Origin of the sequence: Paucibacter sp. Y2R2-4 (assembly GCF_025717535.1) — a bacterium.
Lineage (GTDB): Bacteria > Pseudomonadota > Gammaproteobacteria > Burkholderiales > Burkholderiaceae_C > Paucibacter_A.
Window position 1 is genome coordinate 1 of the sequence record NZ_JAJIRO010000003.1, and the last position, 19,001, is coordinate 19,001.

Annotated in this window: 16 protein-coding genes and 1 pseudogene; 6 read left to right on the forward strand and 11 right to left on the reverse strand. The window is 64.4% G+C overall.

The window, feature by feature from the left end:
- Positions 1 to 217: pseudogene (locus LNV06_RS11165) on the reverse strand (YncE family protein); the annotation flags it as partial.
- Positions 218 to 376: 159 nt separating this feature from the next.
- On the opposite strand from LNV06_RS11165, the gene LNV06_RS11170 reads away from it, so the two are divergent.
- The 4 genes from LNV06_RS11170 (at position 377) to mnmE (ending at position 6,498) form a co-directional block, all read left to right on the forward strand.
- A complete protein-coding gene (locus LNV06_RS11170) occupies positions 377 to 1,984 on the forward strand; it encodes a sensor histidine kinase (RefSeq protein WP_263538360.1) in 1,608 nt (535 codons plus the stop codon).
- An 83-nt stretch (positions 1,985 to 2,067) separates the two neighbouring features.
- A complete protein-coding gene (locus LNV06_RS11175) occupies positions 2,068 to 2,736 on the forward strand; it encodes a response regulator transcription factor (protein ID WP_263538361.1) in 669 nt (222 codons plus the stop codon).
- 102 nt (positions 2,737 to 2,838) lie between these two features.
- The gene (locus LNV06_RS11180) at positions 2,839 to 5,040 is read left to right on the forward strand and encodes a TonB-dependent receptor plug domain-containing protein (RefSeq protein WP_263538362.1); all 2,202 of its coding nucleotides are present in this window, start codon (positions 2,839 to 2,841) and stop codon (positions 5,038 to 5,040) included.
- Between the two features lie 81 nt (positions 5,041 to 5,121).
- On the forward strand, positions 5,122 to 6,498 hold the full coding sequence (gene mnmE / locus LNV06_RS11185) for a tRNA uridine-5-carboxymethylaminomethyl(34) synthesis GTPase MnmE (protein ID WP_263538363.1): 1,377 nt from the start codon (positions 5,122 to 5,124) through the stop codon (positions 6,496 to 6,498).
- Between the two features lie 22 nt (positions 6,499 to 6,520).
- On the opposite strand, the gene LNV06_RS11190 is transcribed toward mnmE, so the two are convergent.
- From LNV06_RS11190 to LNV06_RS11205, 4 genes are all read right to left on the reverse strand, one after another.
- Positions 6,521 to 6,754: a DUF2805 domain-containing protein gene (locus tag LNV06_RS11190; protein ID WP_263538364.1), complete on the reverse strand. Its 234-nt coding sequence runs from the start codon at positions 6,752 to 6,754 to the stop codon at positions 6,521 to 6,523.
- A 22-nt stretch (positions 6,755 to 6,776) separates the two neighbouring features.
- Complete coding sequence (locus LNV06_RS11195) at positions 6,777 to 7,325, reverse strand: adenine phosphoribosyltransferase (RefSeq protein ID WP_263538365.1); 549 nt, start codon at positions 7,323 to 7,325, stop codon at positions 6,777 to 6,779.
- Between the two features lie 98 nt (positions 7,326 to 7,423).
- A complete protein-coding gene (locus tag LNV06_RS11200) occupies positions 7,424 to 8,977 on the reverse strand; it encodes a diguanylate cyclase domain-containing protein (protein WP_263538366.1) in 1,554 nt (517 codons plus the stop codon).
- Between the two features lie 99 nt (positions 8,978 to 9,076).
- The gene (locus LNV06_RS11205) at positions 9,077 to 10,339 is read right to left on the reverse strand and encodes an acyl-CoA dehydrogenase family protein (protein ID WP_263538367.1); all 1,263 of its coding nucleotides are present in this window, start codon (positions 10,337 to 10,339) and stop codon (positions 9,077 to 9,079) included.
- 159 nt (positions 10,340 to 10,498) lie between these two features.
- On the opposite strand from LNV06_RS11205, the gene gshA reads away from it, so the two are divergent.
- On the forward strand, positions 10,499 to 12,052 hold the full coding sequence (gene gshA / locus LNV06_RS11210; RefSeq protein ID WP_263538368.1) for a glutamate--cysteine ligase: 1,554 nt from the start codon (positions 10,499 to 10,501) through the stop codon (positions 12,050 to 12,052).
- On the opposite strand, the gene LNV06_RS11215 is transcribed toward gshA, so the two are convergent.
- The 6 genes from LNV06_RS11215 to LNV06_RS11240 form a co-directional block, all read right to left on the reverse strand.
- Positions 12,053 to 12,616, reverse strand: coding sequence for a DUF2939 domain-containing protein (locus LNV06_RS11215; protein ID WP_263538369.1), 564 nt, complete (start codon positions 12,614 to 12,616; stop codon positions 12,053 to 12,055).
- Positions 12,613 to 13,257 (reverse strand): LysE family translocator, encoded by a 645-nt coding sequence (locus LNV06_RS11220; protein ID WP_263538370.1) that lies wholly within the window; start codon positions 13,255 to 13,257, stop codon positions 12,613 to 12,615. The genes LNV06_RS11215 and LNV06_RS11220 overlap by 4 nt, the downstream gene beginning before the upstream one ends.
- Positions 13,258 to 13,302: 45 nt before the next feature.
- Complete coding sequence (locus LNV06_RS11225; RefSeq protein ID WP_263538371.1) at positions 13,303 to 13,653, reverse strand: DUF3147 family protein; 351 nt, start codon at positions 13,651 to 13,653, stop codon at positions 13,303 to 13,305.
- 29 nt (positions 13,654 to 13,682) lie between these two features.
- Positions 13,683 to 14,069 (reverse strand): GNAT family N-acetyltransferase, encoded by a 387-nt coding sequence (locus LNV06_RS11230; RefSeq protein WP_263538372.1) that lies wholly within the window; start codon positions 14,067 to 14,069, stop codon positions 13,683 to 13,685.
- A 154-nt stretch (positions 14,070 to 14,223) separates the two neighbouring features.
- Complete coding sequence (locus tag LNV06_RS11235) at positions 14,224 to 14,625, reverse strand: hypothetical protein (protein WP_263538373.1); 402 nt, start codon at positions 14,623 to 14,625, stop codon at positions 14,224 to 14,226.
- A 163-nt stretch (positions 14,626 to 14,788) separates the two neighbouring features.
- A complete protein-coding gene (locus LNV06_RS11240) occupies positions 14,789 to 16,657 on the reverse strand; it encodes a DUF885 domain-containing protein (RefSeq protein ID WP_263538374.1) in 1,869 nt (622 codons plus the stop codon).
- A 112-nt stretch (positions 16,658 to 16,769) separates the two neighbouring features.
- On the opposite strand from LNV06_RS11240, the gene LNV06_RS11245 reads away from it, so the two are divergent.
- Positions 16,770 to 19,001, forward strand: coding sequence for an ATP-binding protein (locus LNV06_RS11245; RefSeq protein WP_263538375.1), 2,232 nt, complete (start codon positions 16,770 to 16,772; stop codon positions 18,999 to 19,001).

Genomic DNA, 19,001 nt, shown 5'->3' on the forward strand with positions numbered 1-19,001 from the left:
CGGGTGCGGGTGCGGGTGCGGGTGCGGGTGCGGGTGCGGGTGCGGGTGCGGGTGCGGGTGCGGGAGCAGGACTCGGGCTGCCTTCACTGTTGCCGCCCCCTCCGCACGCGCTCAGCATGGCGGCGCTTGTTGCCGCCAGCGCGGCGGCCATCAGCAAGTTGTCCGCCCCACGAGGGCGGCGATTGCGGGGGGAGCGAGAAGATGGGGAAGGCTGCATGGAAGGAGGTCTTGATGGAGTCAACGATCAGTGAAGGCCTTGCCTCGGCATGCTTGGCGCCAGAGACAAGGGCATGGCCCCGGATGCTATGGATACACTCGCGCCACCGTAATCGCTTCGGAGTTGACATCGATGTCAACCGCAAGACGACACGGCCGCATGACGAGGAGTGTTGACCTGAACCGCCACCTGCCCACCCGCGCAAGAACTGCCCTCGCCTTGCTCGGCCTGCTTCTGGCCTTGTTGTGGGTCTCGGGCATTGCCGCAGCCTGGATGCTTGATCGAGAGCGCGTGGACCGCGAAGTGCAGGATGAGCTGCATCGGATCAGCATCCTTGCCAACGCTGAACGGCAACGATTCTTCAGCGCCAGCGACTTTTGGCATGAGCACATCGTCCGCGGCGCCGACGGTCAACTCACGCTGGACCTGGGGTCGCCCGCCTTGCGAGCCGCCTGCCAGCGGCTGCGCGAGCAGGGCGCGCGCTCGGCCCTGGTGTGGCAAGACCGGCGGTGGACCTGCGACCCTGCGGACAGCGGTTCGCCTGTGGTCAGCGCGCCCGGTGCCGATGAACACGCCACCCTCGAGCGCATGGCCCGGCTGAGCTATCGGACGCCCGAGGACACGGTGCGCGTTCGGCTTGAGCCCGAGGACAGCGCGCCGGCTTGGCTGATGCCGGTGTGGGAGGGCGCGCCGCCCTGGGCTGCAGAGGCTGGCGCCATGCCTGGGCGCGTCGTCGGCTACGTCCAGCTGGAGATGCCCATCGCCGCGATGATGGCCCGCGCCACGTCGCGCTGGGAGCACTCCGCCCGCGTGCAGTACCGCGCGCTGGCTCTCGGCTCGGTGGGAACGCCGACCCGGGTGCTGTGGTCGCAGGGCTCGCTGCCGGTGCGGGCCTACACGGACTCGCTGGGCGCGGGCTTCTTGGATCTCGCCGGGTCGCCGCTGCCGATGCGGCTTTATGCGAGCCAAGCGCTCGAGCCGGTGGCGACCGTGATGCTGGGCACGGCCGCTGTGCTGGGCCTGTTGTTTGGCACGCTGTGGTGGCTCAGCTGGCGTCTGCTGGCCAGCCGCGTGCGCTTGGCCGAGGTGCTGGCGCGGCGCACGGCCAGGGCCCAGCACCGCCAGCGCGCCCTCGCCGACAGCCGCGAGGTGAACCGCGCGCTGGTGGGGGCGGCTCGCCAGGCCGGCGCCGTGGTGCGCCAGCGGCTGGGCGCCGAGTTGCACGACAACACCGGCCAATTGCTCACGGCCGCCCAGCTGCAGGCCCGACATTTGGCCCTGGTGGTCGACCCGGCGCTGCAGCCCGCTTGCGAGACCTTGGCCGACACCTTGCGCGATGCCGCACAGGCGGTGCGCGAACTGTCCCATGACTGGCACCTCGCACCGACCCACCAGGCGGACGCTCCGGACCTGCTCGCCGAACTGGCTCGCCTGGCCGAACGCAGCCGACCGCTGCCGGTGGAATTGGTGCTGCCGCATGAATTGCCAGCCTGGGATGCGGACGCTTGCCAAGCATTGCTTCGCATCGCACAGGAAGCCGTCAGCAATGCGCTGCGCCATGCGCGCGCCAGTGCCGTACGGCTGTTGCTGAGTCCGGGGCCCGATGAACTGCTGCGCATCGAAGATGACGGGGTCGGCTTTGATGCGGGCCGCGTCGAAAGCGGCGTGGGCCTCGCTTCGATGCGCGCGCGCGCGGCGACACTGGGAGCCCGCCTCGCGGTCGACCGCGCCAGTGGCTGGACGCGCGTCAGCGTCACAAGCACCTGAACCTCGCGCCCGCCTCAGCGCCTTGCCGCACAAGCCCAAACGCCTTATCCAAGCCCGTTCCATGCCCTTTCCAAGCCTTTTCCATGCCTGCTCCCTGCCCCTCTGACAAGGCCTTCGAGGAGAGTCCTTTTCTGCTGGTCGACGATCACCCGGTTGTGCGTGCCGGATTGGCGCAACTGCTGCGTCAAGCCTGGCCGCAGCGCGCCTGCGACGAGGCTGACACCGTGGCTGGCGGGCTGGCAGCGCTAGACACACAGCGCTATGCGCTGGTGGTGCTGGACCTGAAGCTGCGCCATGAAACAGGCCTGGACCTGCTGCACGCTCTGCGTGAGCGGACGGCCGTGCCGCCTGTCTTGGTGATGTCGATGCACGAGAGCCCAGCCCTGCTCAATGCCGCACTCAAGGCTGGCGCGCGCGGCTATGTATCCAAGCTTTCGGCCGCTGAGGAGCTGGCCAAGGCCGTGCGCAGCTTGCTGGAAGGCGGGCACTACTGGTCGAGCGCGGTGTTGGACGCCCTGGTTGGCGCTGAGCTGAGCCAAGGCGGTCTCCCGGCGCTGGCACCCCGCGAGTGGCAGGTCTTCACGCTGTTGGCGGAAGGCTGCGACAAGCCGGAAATGGCAACACGGCTGGGTCTGAGCGAGAGCACCGTCGAGACCTATCGCCAGCGTCTGCGCAGCAAGCTGGGCCTGGCAGACAATCTGCAACTCGTCAAAGCGGCGGTGGAGCACTTCATCGCCAATGGCGCGCGCTGAGCGCTGCAGCGCCCGGACCCGCCCAGCGCGTCTGCGTCTGCTCAAGACGGCAGCCCGTCGCGCCCCAGTTTCCCCAACCCCATGCCCCGATCTGCTTTTGCCATGAATTTGGATATCCGTCCGCTGTCGCGCCTTCCGTCCGTGCCCAAGGTCGATTGGACGCTGCGACTCCGCACAGCGCACGCGCTCCGCTTGAGCGCCCTAACCGCCCTGAGCGCCATGCTGGGTGGCGCCGTCTTGCTGAATGCTCAAGCACAAACCGTGCTGGAGCCGCAGTCTTTGGTCTCCAAGCGCGAAGCGACGGGACTGCTGGCCCTCGTGATCCACCGCGAGACGCTGGAGCGCACCGGCGCGCGCGATCTGGCCGCGGCACTGGCGCAATTGCCAGGCGTCGTGCTGGACCGCTCCGGCGAAGGCGAGGGCGACCCGCCACGCTTGTCTTTGCGCGGCATGAGCGGCGGCTACACGCTGGTGCGGGTGAATGGCCTGCCGATGAAAACGCTGGGCCCCGGCCTCGCACTCGACGGGCTTTCCTTGGATCGCGTCGAGCGGGTGGAGGTGCGCACAGCGCCGCGCGCCGCCGATGGGGGCGAGGCCGTGGCGGGCATCATTGACGTGGTCTTGCGCGAATCGGCGCCCCCCGGGGCCAGGCTGTCGACCGCCCTGCTGCCGCGCGGCAGCCGGCTGGGTGCCGAAGTCGGCTGGCGACAAGGCTGGGTGGGGGCCGGTTGGCAGGCGCAGCTGGGTGCCATGGGACGGGATGCGCCCTCGGCTTGGACCGACCGGGTCGGGCAACACATCGATTTCGCCGGGTCTGAGGCCCCGCCGCCCGCACGGATGGAAGATGCGCTGTCGCGCCATGCCTCGGACCGCGCGCTCGTGCTGGACGCCACGCTGCAGGCCATCAGCGACAACGATCAATGGCTCCTCAAGCTGATGCGTTCCGCTGACGATGCATCCCAGCGCACCGCCACCCGGCATGCGCTGCACCAGGCACCGTTCCCGCCCGACGACGAGGGCAGCGATTTGCAGTGGACCGAACGACGCGTCACCGAAATGGCGAACGCGAGCTGGCGCCGGCACGGCACGACGACGCTGTCCATCGACGCTTGGCTGCGCCGCGACCGCAATGACAGCACTGGGCAACAGCTCGCCGTCGGCGCCGCGCCCGACAACGCCGATCGCTGGGCCGACCAGCAACATGAACACGAATGGCGCGCTGCCGCCACTTTGGAGCGCGAATTGACGCCCCAATGGGTGTTGGCGGCCGGCGCTCAGCTCGGCGCTTCCGAGTCGTGCACGGTCAGCGAAGGTGACGAAGGCCCCCAACCCTGCCAGCGCCGGCGTCAACCGGCCCTCTGGGGCGAGTTGCAATGGAAGCCAGACGCCTTGCATCAGCTGGTGCTGGGGCTCCGACGCGAGGGCAGTCAGCTCGAGGGTATTGCCAGCCCGCGCAATGATCGGTTCACCCTGCTCAATCTGGGATGGCAGCAGACCTTGAGCGCAGCCCATGCACTGCGGCTGGAAGCCTCGCTCGCGGGCAGCATGCGGCTGCCGCGCTTGCGTGAGTTGCATGACGGCGTGCGTGAGCGTGCCGGTACGCTGAGCTATCCAGATTTAGTCGGCAACCCGGCGCTGCGCCCCGAGCGTGTGAACAGCGCCGAGCTGGCACTTGCTGGCTCGCTTGCTGCGGCATGGACCGGCCGCGTGGGCGTGTTTGGGCGGCACTTCGACGATGCGATGCAGCCTGTGCTTTCACCCACGGCAGACGGCCGCTGGCAGCAGCAGACGCGCAATGTCGGGCGCGTGCGCAGCACCGGGCTGGAGCTGTCGGCCGAGGGGCGGCTCCTGCCGGGGTGGCAGCTGTCCCTCAGCCACGCCTTGTACCGATCCACGGTCGAGGCTCTGCCGGCGCCGGACAACCGCCTCGTCGGCCAGCCATCGGCGCGCACCACCCTGTCCCTGCAGGGCGGGCTTGCCGCTTGGCAGCTGAACGCGGCGCTTCGCTGGCAGCCTGGCTACGCGGCGCGCACGACGGCGGTGCAGACGCTGCAGCGCGATGCCGAATTGCGGCTGGACTTGGGCGTTCAGACCGAGCTGCCGGCGTTTTGGCGCAGCGCTTCCAACGCCACCGCAGCACAGGCACAACAGCCGGTGCGCCTGCGCATCGGCGCGACCGATATCGGGCCCCGCAATCCAGGCAGCGAGCTGAGCTGGACCGACGAAGCAGGCAATCGTCGGCGCAGCCGCTTCTCGGCCGATCGTCCGCCGGTCCTGAAGGTGTCGCTCGACTGGCCGGTTTGAAGATCGGCGACGCGGGGTGACGATGGCCCGAAGCACGTGAGCACGGCAGCCGGGGGTCTGTCTTGACCGACAATCTGGCCCATGCTTGCCCGTCATCAAGACCCCATCGCCGCCATCGCCACCGCCCCTGGACGCGGGGCCGTGGGCATCGTGCGGGTGTCCTCCCCGCAAGACCTGACCCCTTTGGTGGAGGCGATTTGCGGCCGAGCCTTGCGAGCGCGTGAAGCAACCTATCTGCCGTTTCGAGACGCGACCGGCGTGGCCATCGACCAAGGCCTGGCCCTGCTGTTCCCGGCGCCGCATTCCTATACCGGCGAGCATGTGTTGGAGTTGCAAGCCCATGGCGGCCCGGTGGTGCTGCAGCTGCTGTTGGCACGCTGCTTGGAAGCTGGCGCCGAGCTGAAGATTCGCCTCGCCGAGCCGGGTGAGTTCACCCAACGGGCTTTTCTCAATGGCAAGCTGGACCTGGCCCAGGCCGAAGCCGTCAGCGACCTGATCGACGCCAGCACCGAGGCTGCGGCGCGCAGCGCCGGCCGCGCGCTGGCGGGTGCGCTCTCCCACGAGGTGGGCGAGCTGCGCGATGCGCTGATCAAGCTGCGCATGCTGGTGGAGGCCACGCTGGACTTTCCTGAAGAGGAAATCGATTTCCTGCAGCAAGCCGACGCGCTGGGCCGGCTGGCGCGCTTGCAAGAGCGGCTCGAAGCCGTGCTGGATCGCACCCAGCAAGGCGCGCTTTTGCGCGAAGGCATCAAGGTCGTCTTGGCCGGGCAGCCGAATGTGGGCAAGAGCTCGCTGTTGAACGCCTTGGCCGGGGCCGAGCTGGCCATCGTCACGCCGATTGCCGGCACCACCCGAGACAAGGTCAGCCAGACGATTCAGATCGAAGGCGTACCGCTGCACATCAGCGACACCGCCGGCCTGCGCGACACCGAGGATGAAGTCGAGCGCATCGGCGTGGCTCGCAGCTGGGAAGCCATTGAGGATGCGGACGTGTTGCTGTTCATGCACGATCTGACGCGCCTGGGCCAAGCCGAGTACGAAGCCGAGGACAAGCTGATCTCGGCCCGCTTGGCGCAAGTGCCGCCCGAGCGCATCGTGCAGGTCTTCAACAAGGCCGATGCGGCCCACACCGAGGCGCTGCCCGGAGGCGCTTTGCGGATGTCGGCCAAGTCCGGCGCAGGCTTGGCCGAATTGCGCCAGCGCCTGCTGCAGCAAGTGGGTTGGCATGCCACGCCCGAAGGCGTGTTCATCGCGCGCGAACGCCATGTGCAATCGCTCAAGCGCACCCGCGAACATCTGTCGCAAGCGATGGCAGTGGCGCATCTGCAGCCACCAGCACTCGACTTATTGGCGGAAGAGTTACGCCTGTCTCACGACGCGCTGGGCGAGATCACCGGCGCCTTCTCGGTCGACGATTTGCTCGGCGAGATCTTCAGCAAATTCTGTATCGGCAAGTGAGGCTCGGCCTTGCGCCGAGCGATCAACGCCCGTGCGGGAAGGTCGATTTGGCAGTGGGCTTCTTCACGCCTTTGCCCTGGGCGACCCACATCTTGTAAGCGGCCGGGGTCAGTTCGCGCTTCATCAGCTGCACCAGCTCACCCTCGCCCAAAGCGTGTTGCAAGAACACCTTCCGAAAGGGCGGCGTGTCTTCCCAAGCCGTCTTGATGATGGCTTGGATTTGCTCGGGGCTGAGGCGGGGGATTGTTTTGGCCATGGCTCAATTGTCCGTCAAAGCGTCAATGGCCCTCGAACTCGAGCAAGGTGAACAGCGGCAAGCCGGCCGCTCGCAGCTTGGCGGAGCCGCCGAGCTCGGGCAGGTCGACGATGCAAGCCCCTTCGATCACCTCGGCGCCCAGGCGCTGCAAGAGCTTGGCACCGGCCATCATGGTGCCGCCGGTGGCGATCAAATCATCGATCAAGACGACCCGGTCGCCCGGCTTGACGGCATCGGTGTGCATCTCCACCGTGGCGCTGCCGTATTCCAACTCATAACTCTCTTCCACCGTGGTGAAGGGTAGCTTGCCCTTCTTGCGAATCGGCACAAAACCCAGGCCCAGCTCATAAGCCAGCACCGAGCCGATGATGAAGCCGCGCGCATCCAGCCCGGCAATCGCCGTCGGTCGGGCATCAAAGTAGCGGTGCACAAACTGATCGATCAGCACCCGGAATACGCGTGGGTTGGAGAGCAGCGGCGTGATGTCGCGGAACTGCACGCCGGGCGCGGGCCAATCAGGCACGGTGCGGATGTGGCTGCGGATGTAGTCGGCGGGGCTGATCGTGGACATGGGGAAGGGCTCGCTGAAGCTGGGGCCGCGCTGAGTAGCGGGAAGACCGCGGCGGCGAATAGCCCGCATCGTAGCGGCTTGCGCCGCGGCGGGCAGCCTCAGGCCGCCAGCTCGCTGCTGACCATGCGTGAGCGACCACCCTGCTTGGCGGCGTAGAGCGCAGCGTCGGCCCGCTCCAACATGGGCAGCCCGTTGGAATGCGTATCGGCGATGCAGGCAGCCACGCCAATGCTGAGGCTCAGGCGCCGACGCATTGGCGCGGCTTCATGGGGGATGGCGGCCAAGCGAATGCTGTCCAAGCAGCGTTGAGCCACCACCTGGGCCTCGGCCAAATCACACTCGGCCAGCAAGATGACAAACTCCTCGCCACCATAACGGCACACCGCATCGGAGCTGCGACCGGCACAAGCGCGCAGCAGGTCGGCCACCCGACGCAAGCAATCGTCTCCGGCCACATGACCATAACGGTCATTGAAAAGCTTGAAGTGATCAATGTCCACCATGATGCAGGCCAGCGAATGGCCATGCCGCGCGCTGCGCTGCCACTCTTGTTGCAAGAGCTGGTCGAAGTAGCGACGGTTGCCCACGCCGGTCAGACCGTCGGTGATGGACTGTCGCGCCAGCAAAGCATTGGCCTCTTTCAACTCGGTCTCTTGGCGCTTGCGCTCGCTGAGGTCGGTGATGACGCATACAAAGCGATGGGTGGTCTCGGTCTTGACCTCGGCCACACTGAGTTGCAAGGTCAAGAGCCGGCCATCGCGGTGCCGCGCGCTCAGTTCCTGCGGGCGGCCCAGCATGGCGGCCGGACTCAGGCGCTCGCCCATCCAGATGCCAAAAAGCAGATCGATATGGCTGCCCTGCAGCTCCGGGGCGCTGAAGCCGAAGAGCGCCTCGGCCGCCGGGTTCAGCTCCAGCACATGGCCGGCCGTGTCCAAGGTCAAGACGCCATTGGGCGTGGCGCGCACAAAGGCCGTCAAATGCGCCTTGCTGGCCGCCAAGCGTTGCTGCTCGCGCACCAGATCGCTGACATCCATGCGAACGCCAATCGTGCCACCCGAGGGCAAGGGCCGCTCATAGACCCGAATCCAACGGTCACTGGGCAGTTGCAGATGCTGCAAGAGCGGTTCGGCAGCAGCGTCAGCGCGCAGACGACGCGCGGCGATGCGCTCGGCCAACCAGTCCTCCTCACGACCCACCGCCCCGGGCACGCAACCCCGGCGGATAGACGTGCGCACCAGTTCTTCAAAGCGCACGCCAATCTTGAGATCCGCTTGCATATGCGGATAGATGTGCAAGAGCTGAGGGTTGAAGGCCACCAGACGATCTTCTTCATCAAAGATTTCGACGCTGGCGGGCAGGGCGGCAATGGCTTCATCCAGAGTGCTGCGGACTTTTGCTGCCGTGCGCTGCGCGCCGCGCAAGGCCCGCAAGCCCAGCAGGGCGGTCAGCACCGCCATCAACAAGGCGGCGCAAGCCAGCCCCAGCACCCAGGCACCCAAAGCACTCGTACCGCCGCCGCTGACCTCGAACCAAGGGCCGCGTGCCACCAGCACCACCAAAGCCAACATCGAGCCCAAACACGCCGTCAACGCCAAGCCCAAGGCGGATGGCGCGACTGAAACACTGGGCTGGGTGGACGAGGTGGCTTTCATTGCCGCTCAGGCTATCGCAAGCCTCAGCGCAGGCACCATCCCCCCACAAGGAGGGGCTGTTTCGATCGCGCGACAAAGCGCCCCCGGGAAATCCCTAGGCTAGCTGCCGCGCGTTACCGGCATCTCGATCTCGCTGGCCACTTGGCGCATATGGCGTGCCAATTCCAGCTTGGCCAATGAGTTGCGGTGGACCTCGTCCGGGCCATCGGCCAGCCGCAAGGTGCGCTGGTGAGCCCACATCATGGCCAAAGGCGTGTCATCGCTGACGCCCATCGCGCCATGCACCTGAATCGCCCAATCGATGACCTTCAGCGCCATGCTGGGCGCCACGATCTTGATCATGGCGATCTCGGCCTTGGCGACCTTGTTGCCCACTGTGTCCATCATGTAGGCGGCCTTCAAGGTCAAAAGACGGGCCTGCTCAATGCTGCAGCGCGCCTCGGCGATGCGCTCTTGGGTGACGGTCTGCTGGGCAATCGGCTCGCCAAAAGCCACGCGGGCGATAGCGCGCTGACACATCAGTTCCAGCGCCCGCTCGGCCGCGCCGATGCTGCGCATGCAATGGTGGATGCGGCCGGGGCCCAAGCGCCCCTGGGCAATTTCAAAGCCGCGCCCTTCACCCAGCAAGAGATTGCTGGCCGGCACGCGCACCTCTTTCAGTTCGATCTCCATATGGCCATGCGGCGCATCGTCATAGCCAAACACGCTCAAGGGGCGCTTGACCCTCACCCCTGGCGTATCGGCCGGCACCACGATCATGGACTGCTGCTCATGGCGGCCGGCTTCCGGATTGGTCTTGCCCATCACGATATAGACCGCACAACGCGGGTCGCCCGCGCCGCTGGACCACCACTTGCTGCCGTTGATCACGTAGTCATCGCCATCCCGCTCGATGCGGCATTGGATATTGGTCGCGTCGCTGGAGGCCACCTCGGGCTCGGTCATCAAGAAGGCCGAGCGGATCTCGCCGCGCAGCAGCGGCTCCAGCCATTGGTTTTTCAAATCTTCTGAGGCGTAGCGTTCCAGCGTTTCCATATTGCCGGTGTCCGGTGCCGAGGCATTGAAGACCTCGGCCGCCCAACTGACCCGGCCCATGATTTCGCACAGCGGCGCGTACTCCAGATTCGACAAGCCTTCGGGCGCCCGGCTGGAGCGGGGCAAAAACAAATTCCACAGGCCGGCGGCACGCGCCAGCGGCTTCAGCTCTTCGACCAGCCGAGTCGGCACCCATGCGTTGCCAGCCCGTCGGTTGGCATCCACTTCCTCGAAAAAGCGCCGCTCATTCGGGTAGATATGAGCTTCAAAAAAAGCCAACAGGCGCGCTTGCAGGTCCTGGACCTTGGGGCTGTAGTCAAAGTTCATTCGAATTCGCTCTTTCGGGCTGCAGTCTCGGCAGTGTGGCCGAAAGCGGGCCGCGGGGCTGTCGCCGATGTGGCAAGTTTCAGCCCCGCCCAAGACAGGTTTGGCCTCTGTCTGTTACCGTGCGGCCTTAGAAAAAGTTGGTGAATTGGAACAATACGCATGAGCGAAGAAAACAAGCGCGCCCAAGCAGCCGCCCTCGCCGTCACCCCGGACGATTTGCGAGGCATTCGCCGTGGGATCGAAAAAGAAAGCCTGCGCGCCCGACCAAATGGCACGCTGGCATTGACGCCACATCCGGCGGCCATGGGCTCGGCCCTGACGCACCCGCACATCACCACCGATTACAGCGAGTCGCAGGTCGAGTTGATCACCGGTGTGCACAGCAGCGTCGAAGCCTGTTTGCAAGAGTTGACCGAGGTGCACCAAGGCGTCTACCGGGTGCTGGACAAGCAAAGTTGCGGCCAAGAAGCCGAACGCCTGTGGGTCGGCTCCATGCCCTGCGGCCTGCCCACCGACGAGACCATTCCACTGGGGCGTTATGGCAAATCGAATGTCGGGCGCTCCAAGAGCGTCTACCGCATGGGTTTGGGCCAGCGCTATGGCCGGCGCATGCAGACGATTTCGGGCATCCACTACAACTGGTCTTTGCCCGGCGTCAGCAGCGAACAGTATTTCTCGCTGATTCGCAACTTCCGCCGCCACTCCTTTGTGTTGCTGTATCTGTTTGGCGCCTCGCCGGCCCTATGTTCCAGCTTTGTGGAAGGGCGCCGTCATGAGCTGAAGGCGCTGGGCGGCCACACGCTCTATATGCCTTACGGCACCTCGCTGCGCATGGGCCGTTTGGGCTATCAAAGCGATGCCCAGTCTTCGCTGGCGGTCAGCTACAACTGTTTAGAAAGTTATGCCGACTCGCTGCACGAAGCGCTAACGCGGCCTTATCCGGCCTATGAAGCGATTGGCGTGCGCAACCCTGGCGGCGACTACAACCAGCTCAGCACCAGCTTGCTGCAGATTGAAAACGAGTTCTACGGCACCATCCGCCCCAAGCGCGTGATTCAAGCGGGGGAGCGCCCCTTGCATGCGCTGCGCGAACGTGGCGTTGAGTACGTCGAAGTGCGCTGCATGGATCTGGACCCCTTTGTGCCGGTGGGCATCAATGCACAGACGATTCGCTTCCTCGATCTCTTTTTGCTGCATTGCCTGTTGACCGACAGCCCGCCGGACACCCCGGCCGAGATCGCCACGCTGGCCGAAAACCAGCACCTGGTCGCGGCACGCGGACGCGAGCCCGGCTTGAAGCTGACGCGGGCCGACGGCAGCCAAACGCTCTTGAGCGACTGGGCGGCCGAGCTGCTGGCGCAATGTGCGCCCATGGCCCGCATGCTGGACGAAGCCCAAGGCGGCACCGCCCACGCGGAAGCCCTGGCCGCCGCTAAGGCCACGCTGGCCGATCCGCACAGCACCCCCTCGGCCCGTGTGCTGCGTGCCATGGCCCAGGACTTTGACGACAGCTATATCGACTTTCTGCGCCAGCAGTCCGAGCAGACCCGCAAGACGCTGATGGACCTGCCCTATAGCGAAGCACAAGCCCAGCGCTTCAAAGTACAGGCCGAGGCATCCTTGGTGGAGCAGGCGCGCATCGAAGCGGCAGACACCTTGCCCTTTGATGAGTACCTGAGGCAATACCTGTCCCCGGCACGCATGGAAGTTTGATCAGGGCAGGCGCAATTCCGTCAAACGCCAGCTGAACAGGCCCTGGCGACTTAGCACCAGGTCGATCGGGTCTTCATCCTCACCCGCCTGGCGCACGCTGAACACAAAGCGGTTCAAACCCTCGTAGCGCATCTGAGTCTCCAGCCGCTTTGGCAGCTCTGCATCGGACTTGTCGGCGCCCTGTGGCTTCAACAGGGCTTGGGCCGGGCTCTGGCCTCGCAACAAGCGCGCCAGGCTGTCTGGCGTGATCAAGGCATCCACCATAGGCCCCAGCAAGGCCCCAGCCACCGCCGCCCCCATCAGCGAGGCTGCGGTGGGTTGCCCCTGCGCGTTCTGTCGCGACAAGGCCAAACGCTGATGGACACCGACTTTCAAGTTGGCCCGCAAGGCCGGAAAGTCGATCCAGGCGGCCAGCCGTTCACCCTCATGCGCAGCGGCCGCGGCCTGCATGCGCTGCAAGCTCAGGTAAGGGCTCAGGTACAGCGCGAGCACGGCCACCACCAAGCAAGAAGCTCCGGCCGCCAGTGCCCAGCGCCGTCTCGACACAAACCAGTTGGCGCTCACGTGCGCTCGCCCAGGGCCAGCTTCAGGCCAAAAGACAAGAACATCAGCCCGATCAGGCGATTCAAAGCATAGCCCCAGCGCCCACCCAAGCGAAGCCGCCGACTGGCCTGAGCGGTGGCATACGCCAGGCCGTGGCACCACAACATGCCATTGAAATTGAAGATCGCCCCGAGCAGCAAGAAAGCCAAGGCCTTGTGCGGCGCGTCGGGCGCGATGAACTGCGGCACAAAGGCCAAGAAAAACAGCGCCACCTTGGGATTGAGCACATTGGTCAAGAAGCCCTGCGCAAAGATCTTGCGATAGGACAGCATCACCGGCTGCTCCGCCGCCTGCGTCGGGGTCCGGCTCGGTTTTCTAGGGCTGAAGAGCATGACGACACCGAGATAAACCAGATAGGCCGCGCCCAAATACTTCAAAAGCCCGAAGGCCCAGGCCGAACTGGCCATCAAAGCAGATAGCCCCAAGGCCGCCGCCAAGACATGCAAACAGGTGCCCGCGCCTATGCCCAGAGCCGCCGCCGAGCCCGCACGCCAGCCCTGGGTGGCGCTGCGCGTCATGATGAGCATCGAGTCGGGCCCAGGCGCCATATTCAGCAGCAAACCGGAGGCCACAAAAAGGGGTAAATCTTGAATGCCCAGCATGGCGACTGAAACTCCGCAAAAGCGCTCCATCATCGGAGCCGCATCTCAAAGCAAATGAATGTCAAAGCGGCGCAGGACCAGCGCAAAAGCGGCAAAACACAGCACCGTGATCAGCACGCTGAAGACCAGGCTGAGCCAGAACCCAAAACGCGGCAACAGCGCCGGGAAAACCAGAAACATGGGCAGCGTCGGGATCACATACCAAAAGGTGTAACGCGCATGGTTGGCGATCTTGTCCATGGGCTGCTTTTCAAGATACAGCCAGATCAAGGCCAATAACGTCACCAAGGGCAAGGCAGCGATCAGGCCACCCAATTTGTCACTGCGCTTGGCGAACTCCGAAACCAAAACCACCACGCCGGCAGTCAACAGATATTTGATGATCAGCCAAGCCATGGTGATGTGGTGATGCCTTTGCTCAAGACTCAGTGTGGGCGCTGCAAGGTGTAGAAGACTTCCACCGCATCCTTCATCTCGCCGCGCGTCCAGCCCTTGGCTTGATAGAAACGATCGGCCCGGGTGTTGGCCTCGGTGCCCAGCGTCACTTGCGCATGGCCCAGGCTGAACAACCAGTCAACCGCCAATTGGAGCAAGGGGCCACCGGCACCCAGGCCCTCTTTGTCGGGATGCACAAACAAGGCCCAGATCGAAGCATCGGCCTTGGCGGCATAAGAGAAAGCAATCACCACGCCGTCTTGCTCACACACCCAGCCACGACCCAGCGCTTCGAGATAGTCCTCGTACATCTGCACGGTCACTCGCGCCGGGTTGTTCAGCTTGTTCTCTCGCACCGCCAGGCGAATGGCTGACATGGCGGGAATATCGGCGCTTGTCGCCTGTCGGAAATGAAGGGGCATGGCCTGGGGCTTCTAAGCAATCTCTGAGGAAACCGCATTGTGAAGCACGCCAGGGACCAGCACCTTTCGGCGCGGACCTTGGCGATTCAGGCTTGAATTGACGCGCGACTCAGGCGACCGTCTTCTTCACCGCCTCGGCGGCTTCAGCGGCCGATGCTGAAGCATCTTTGCTCAACTCATTGGCGCTCTCGGACAAGGCACTGGCAGCGTGCTTGGTGGAGTCCCAAGCCTCGCCTGCAGCGGCGGCGGCTTTCTCGGCCACCTCGCCGGCCACGGCCTTGGCTTCATGGGTTTTTTCAGCGGCGATTTCGGCCACATTGCTGGCAACTTCCTTGCTGGAGTCCCAGGCGCTGCTGGCCACTTCGGCGGTCTTGTCTGCCAACTCGCTGACGGCGAGCTTGGCTTCATGCGCCTTCTCGGCGGCCACTTCGGCCACCTGCTTGCTGGCTTCTGCCACGGCCTCACCGGCTTGATGCGCGGCTTCCTTGACCTTGTTCCACAAATCGGACATGACTCTTTCTCCCTGTTGCGCTAACGATGGAATGTGCCGCTGGGTTCAGGTGCGCAGCGCGATGACAGCGCGCGGCCCACCCCCAAAGACTCGGCAACGCCCGCATTCTGCGCGAGCATTTACGCAATTAGGTGTCGATTTGCTGACAAGTGCCAGCAACCCCCTAATTCCTCAGACCAGCGGCTTGCTCCAGCATCAAACGCCGCACCATGCGCACCGGCGCGCTGCCATGGCTCAAGAACTCTTCGTGGAATGCCTTCAGCTTGAAAGCCTCGCCACGCTGCGCTTTCAGTTGCTCGCGCAGCGCCAGGATCTCGGAAAATCCCGCAAAGTAACTGCTCAGTTGTGCGGAACTCACTTGCGCCCGGTGCCATTTTTCCTTGGCCTCGGTCTTGGACTGAAAAGCCTCGCGCTCCAGCAATTGCAGGGCCTCAGACTCAGACATGCCCAGCACATGCACGCTGTAATCGAGGATGGCGTTAGAGACCACGCGCAAATTCCATTTGGCGTACATCAGGCCCATCTCCAGGCTGGGCTTGCCGTCCACCGCACCCCAGCCGCTCTCCATCATCATGCGTTCCGCATAGACGGCCCAACCCTCCACCATCGCCCCGTTGCCAAACAAGGTCTTGATCTTGGAGGGTGATTTGTTCGCATGCAGCAGCTGCACATAGTGGCCGGGAATGGCCTCATGGATGTTCAAGACCTGCAACATCCAGTGGTTGTACTCACGCAGAAAAGACTCGGCTTCGGCGGGTGTGTACTTGTCCAGCGGATCGACGTTGTAATAGGTGTCACCCTTGGGGTCCAAAGGTCCCGGGGCGCTGATGGAAGCGCCAGCCACGCCGCGCATATAGGCCGGCGTCTCGCGCACGACCAGGGGCCGGCTCGGGTCCAAGCTCAACAAATCATGCGCCGTGACCCAGGCGGCCAGCGCCGGGATCTGCGATTTGATCTCGTCGACAAAGCGCTCAGGCGCCACATGGCGCTCAGACAATTTGTCGATCACCCGGCCGATCTTGTCAAAGCGGTCGGCCGGCTTGGCGGCATCGCCGAACAAGCCCGGCCAGAGTTGCTCCGAGAGCTCGTCCATGCGCTGCAAGAGGCGCGCCTTGTCGGCCAGCGCCCGTTGATACAGGCCGGCGGCATCCACACTGGCTTGAATCTCATAGTCAAACTTGGCCTCGAACAAGGCCTTGCCCAGGCGGAAGCTGCGGCCACCGCCGGACTGCTCAAGCGAACGATCTATGCGCTTCAAGGCGGCGATATGCGCAAGCACCGCCCGCAGGGCTTGGGCGTTATGGCGCTGCAGCGATGCTGCGGCCTCACCCTTCAATCCCGCTTGCTTGATGGCCTTGGGGATGTCTTCGCGGAACAGGACCAAGCCACCTTCGAGCTGATCAATGGCCAGCTTCAGATGCACCGGGCTGGGGTTCTTCAGCTGCTTCAGCGCGGCTTGGTAGTAGGCCGGCACCTGGCGCAAGCGTTGATCGATCCAGGCCAAGCGCTGGCCCGCCGGCGCATAGTCCGGCTTGTTCAGCAACTGAGCAAAAGGGTCGGCCACATTGGATTCGCTGGCGTCCCACTGATCGCTGCGCAGCTCGGTCATGCTCCAGCGCATGGCGCGCAAATGGTTATCCAACAGGGCCAGATCGCCGAGCTGGGCCGGCGTCAGCGCGGACTTGCCGGCGGCCTGAAGGCGGCCCGGCAAGTCGGCCAGACGCTGCAACCAGCGCTCACAAAAAATCAGCAAGGCCTGCCGACGCGCTTCGGTGGGCGCTGGCAGCTGGGCGGCTGCCTCAAAGCGGCCAGCGGCCACGGCGGCGTCTGGGACGAGACGCCAATAGTCCGCCAAAAAGGCATCCACCTCGGTTTCAAACTGCAGAGCAGCGGCAGCCTGCACTTGCGCACTGCTCGGAGCCTGAACGGCAAAGGCCGGCGGGGCCAGATTCAGCAAGGCCGAGAGCGACAACACGGAGGCCGCGCTCAGGCGCGCAGCGAGGGCAGACTTGATTTGGGCTTGTTTTTTCATGCGGACTCAGAAAGTTCAACCCGGATGCTAGCGGCTAGCAAGTACGGGCTGGCTTCTGCTATCGTCAACCCGGCCACCCTGGCGCCCATCAAAGCTCAAACCAAGGCCTCACTTGATTGGCAAGTCTCTGCTTCAACGTGCATTGGCATGGGGTCATGCGGGCGCCATCCTGGGCATTTTTGTCGGCCTGACCTCGGTCGCCATCTTGGCCCAGACCGGCTGGGCCATCCGCCAGGATCGCGAGCTGACCTTGGAAGCCGAGCGGCAAAGCGGCCTCGTCACCGCACGCTTGCTGGAAGAACATGCGGCCCAGCAGCTGAAGGCCGCCGCCAGTCGCCTGGAAGTGATTGCCTCGATTGCGGCCATGGGGCCGATGAGCGAGGCCGAGGTCGATCAGCACATTCGCACGCTGATCGAGGAGCAACTCAAATCCAGCCGCACCGCCAACGCCCTGCAGTTTGTCAATCTGCAAGGCCTGCGCTGGGCCAGCATGACCGACTTTCCGGCCTTTGTGTTTGCACTCGAGGAGCGGGAGTTCATTCCCTTTTTGCTGAAGAACCCCGAGCATCGCGGCCTGGTGTTTGGGCGCCCTTTCAAGCGCTTCATTGACGGCGAGTTGGTGCTGCCGATGGCGCGCAATCTCTACGAGCGCGGCGGCCGCCATGTGGGCCTGATCAGTACCGAGGTGAATGTCGACTACTTCAGCGGCATCTATGCGAATGTGGCCAAGAACAACCGGGCGGTGGTGCAGCTCTTTGCCGAAGCCGGCTTTGTGGTGGCGCGCTCACCGGAGGACGCGCGAACCGCCACCGCCGACCTGAGCAGCGGCCCGGCGATGCAGTCCCTGCAAGCGGGGCCCCAGGAAGGCTCAGTGCAGGACCAAAGCCTCTTGGTGGACGGCGTGTCGCGCCTGCTCAGCTACCGCAAGATCAGCGGCTTTCCCCTGGTGGTGGGCTTGGGCCGCGACTATGACGACATCTTGGCCACCTGGCGACAACGAGCCTGGGACCGGGTGCTGTTCTCGGGCGTCTTCATTGCCCTGCATCTGCTGCTGACCTATGTCTTGCTGCTGCATATGCGGCGTTTGCAGCAATCAGAGGCCATGCTGCGTGAAAGTGAAGCCAAGTTCGTCGATCTGTTTCAGCGCTCGCCCGTTCCGCTGGCTCTGGTTTTGGTGCAAAGCCAGCAGACGCTGGAGGCGAACGATGCCTTGCTGAAACAGTTCGGTCTGGATCGCCGAGACCTGGCCGCGCATTCGCCGATGGACGCCCAGCATTGGCAGGACCTGCAGCAGCGAGAGACCTATCTCACCCTGCTGGCCAAGGCCGAAGAGATCGACGGCTTCGAAGCGGTGCTCAGGCGCCGTGACGGCAGCTTGTTCACCTGCCAGTTGGCGACCCGTCGTATCGACACCGGTGGCCGCCCAGTGGGCATCTTGTCGGTCATCGATATCAGCCAGCAGCGCCAGGTCGAACAGGACATTCGGGAGCTGAACGCCAAGCTGGAGCAACGGGTCTCTGAGCGCACCCATCATCTGGAAGACGCACTGGCCACGGTCAAGAATATGCAGGGCGAATTGGTGCGCTCCGAGAAGATGGCGGCCCTGGGTTCCTTGGTGGCCGGCATTGCACATGAACTGAACACCCCCATTGGCAATGGCGTCACCATGGCCAGCACCATAGAAGCGCAAAGCCGCGCCTTGATGGAAGAGTTCGGCTCAGAGCGGCCGCGCCGCTCGCGCATTGAGCCGGTCTTGGGCGCCATTCAACAAGGTGCCGACATCTTGGTGCGCAGCCTGGATCGCGCTGCCGCGCTGATCTCCAGCTTCAAACATGTGGCGGTGGATCAGTCCAGCGACCAGCGCCGCAGCTTTGATCTGAAGGACACCATTGCCGAATTGGTCTTGATGCTGGAGTCGATGTACCGCAACAAGCATCAGGTGGTGCTGGACTTGAGTACGGGTCTGCAGATGGACAGTTATCCCGGCGCATTGACCCAGGTGTTGACCAATTTCATCAGCAACTCGGTGGCCCATGCTTTCGCCGAGGGCGAACAGGGCGAGATGCGTATCAGCAGCCGTTTGATGGCCGAGGAACAGGTCGAGATCGTCTTCAGTGACAACGGCCGCGGCATTCCGCCCGAAGACCTAGACCATGTGTTTGAGCCCTTTTTCACCACCAAGCTGGGCCAAGGCGGCTCGGGCCTGGGCATGAGCATCGTTTACAACTTAGTCACCGGCGTGCTGGCCGGCAGCATCTCTTTGTCCAGCGCCGTCGGCAACGGCACTCGCCTGCGTCTCACATTGCCGCTCAAAGCCCCGAGCTTGGGTGGGCCGGTGGACTGA

What these genes read in the sequence shown, in the direction of transcription:
- LNV06_RS11225 (WP_263538371.1), bottom strand. Translation starts at nt 13,653, where the DNA reads ATGGCTTGGCTGATCATCAAATATCTGTTGACTGCCGGCGTGGTGGTT.
- LNV06_RS11205 (WP_263538367.1), bottom strand. Translation starts at nt 10,339, where the DNA reads ATGAACTTTGACTACAGCCCCAAGGTCCAGGACCTGCAAGCGCGCCTG.
- LNV06_RS11235 (WP_263538373.1), bottom strand. Translation starts at nt 14,625, where the DNA reads ATGTCCGATTTGTGGAACAAGGTCAAGGAAGCCGCGCATCAAGCCGGT.
- LNV06_RS11220 (WP_263538370.1), bottom strand. Translation starts at nt 13,257, where the DNA reads ATGCTGGGCATTCAAGATTTACCCCTTTTTGTGGCCTCCGGTTTGCTG.
- LNV06_RS11190 (WP_263538364.1), bottom strand. Translation starts at nt 6,754, where the DNA reads ATGGCCAAAACAATCCCCCGCCTCAGCCCCGAGCAAATCCAAGCCATC.
- LNV06_RS11240 (WP_263538374.1), bottom strand. Translation starts at nt 16,657, where the DNA reads ATGAAAAAACAAGCCCAAATCAAGTCTGCCCTCGCTGCGCGCCTGAGC.
- LNV06_RS11180 (WP_263538362.1), top strand. Translation starts at nt 2,839, where the DNA reads ATGAATTTGGATATCCGTCCGCTGTCGCGCCTTCCGTCCGTGCCCAAG.
- gshA (WP_263538368.1), top strand. Translation starts at nt 10,499, where the DNA reads ATGAGCGAAGAAAACAAGCGCGCCCAAGCAGCCGCCCTCGCCGTCACC.
- LNV06_RS11200 (WP_263538366.1), bottom strand. Translation starts at nt 8,977, where the DNA reads ATGAAAGCCACCTCGTCCACCCAGCCCAGTGTTTCAGTCGCGCCATCC.
- mnmE (WP_263538363.1), top strand. Translation starts at nt 5,122, where the DNA reads ATGCTTGCCCGTCATCAAGACCCCATCGCCGCCATCGCCACCGCCCCT.
- LNV06_RS11195 (WP_263538365.1), bottom strand. Translation starts at nt 7,325, where the DNA reads ATGTCCACGATCAGCCCCGCCGACTACATCCGCAGCCACATCCGCACC.
- LNV06_RS11170 (WP_263538360.1), top strand. Translation starts at nt 377, where the DNA reads ATGACGAGGAGTGTTGACCTGAACCGCCACCTGCCCACCCGCGCAAGA.
- LNV06_RS11230 (WP_263538372.1), bottom strand. Translation starts at nt 14,069, where the DNA reads ATGTCAGCCATTCGCCTGGCGGTGCGAGAGAACAAGCTGAACAACCCG.
- LNV06_RS11175 (WP_263538361.1), top strand. Translation starts at nt 2,068, where the DNA reads ATGCCTGCTCCCTGCCCCTCTGACAAGGCCTTCGAGGAGAGTCCTTTT.